Below are 207 nucleotides of genomic sequence, written 5' to 3' on the forward strand. Positions count from 1 at the left end.
ACAGACGAAGACACACCAGTAGTGGTAGATGTTTATGATAACGATAACGACATCCCAACGGAAGGCACAATCGCAATCACAACACCACCAACCAATGGAACCGTAGTCATAACAGATCCAAACAATACACCAAACGATCCAAGTGATGATGTAGTAACCTACACACCAAACCCAGGATACAATGGAACAGATACGTTTGAATATACA

The 207-nt window shown here is 42.0% G+C and carries 1 protein-coding gene; it reads left to right on the plus strand.

The features are described 5' to 3' along the window. Positions 1 to 207: Ig-like domain-containing protein (locus ACVC5O_RS11590; protein WP_452221645.1), on the plus strand; the 207-nt coding region annotated here is incomplete at both ends.

The organism is Lacinutrix salivirga, assembly GCF_053604675.1.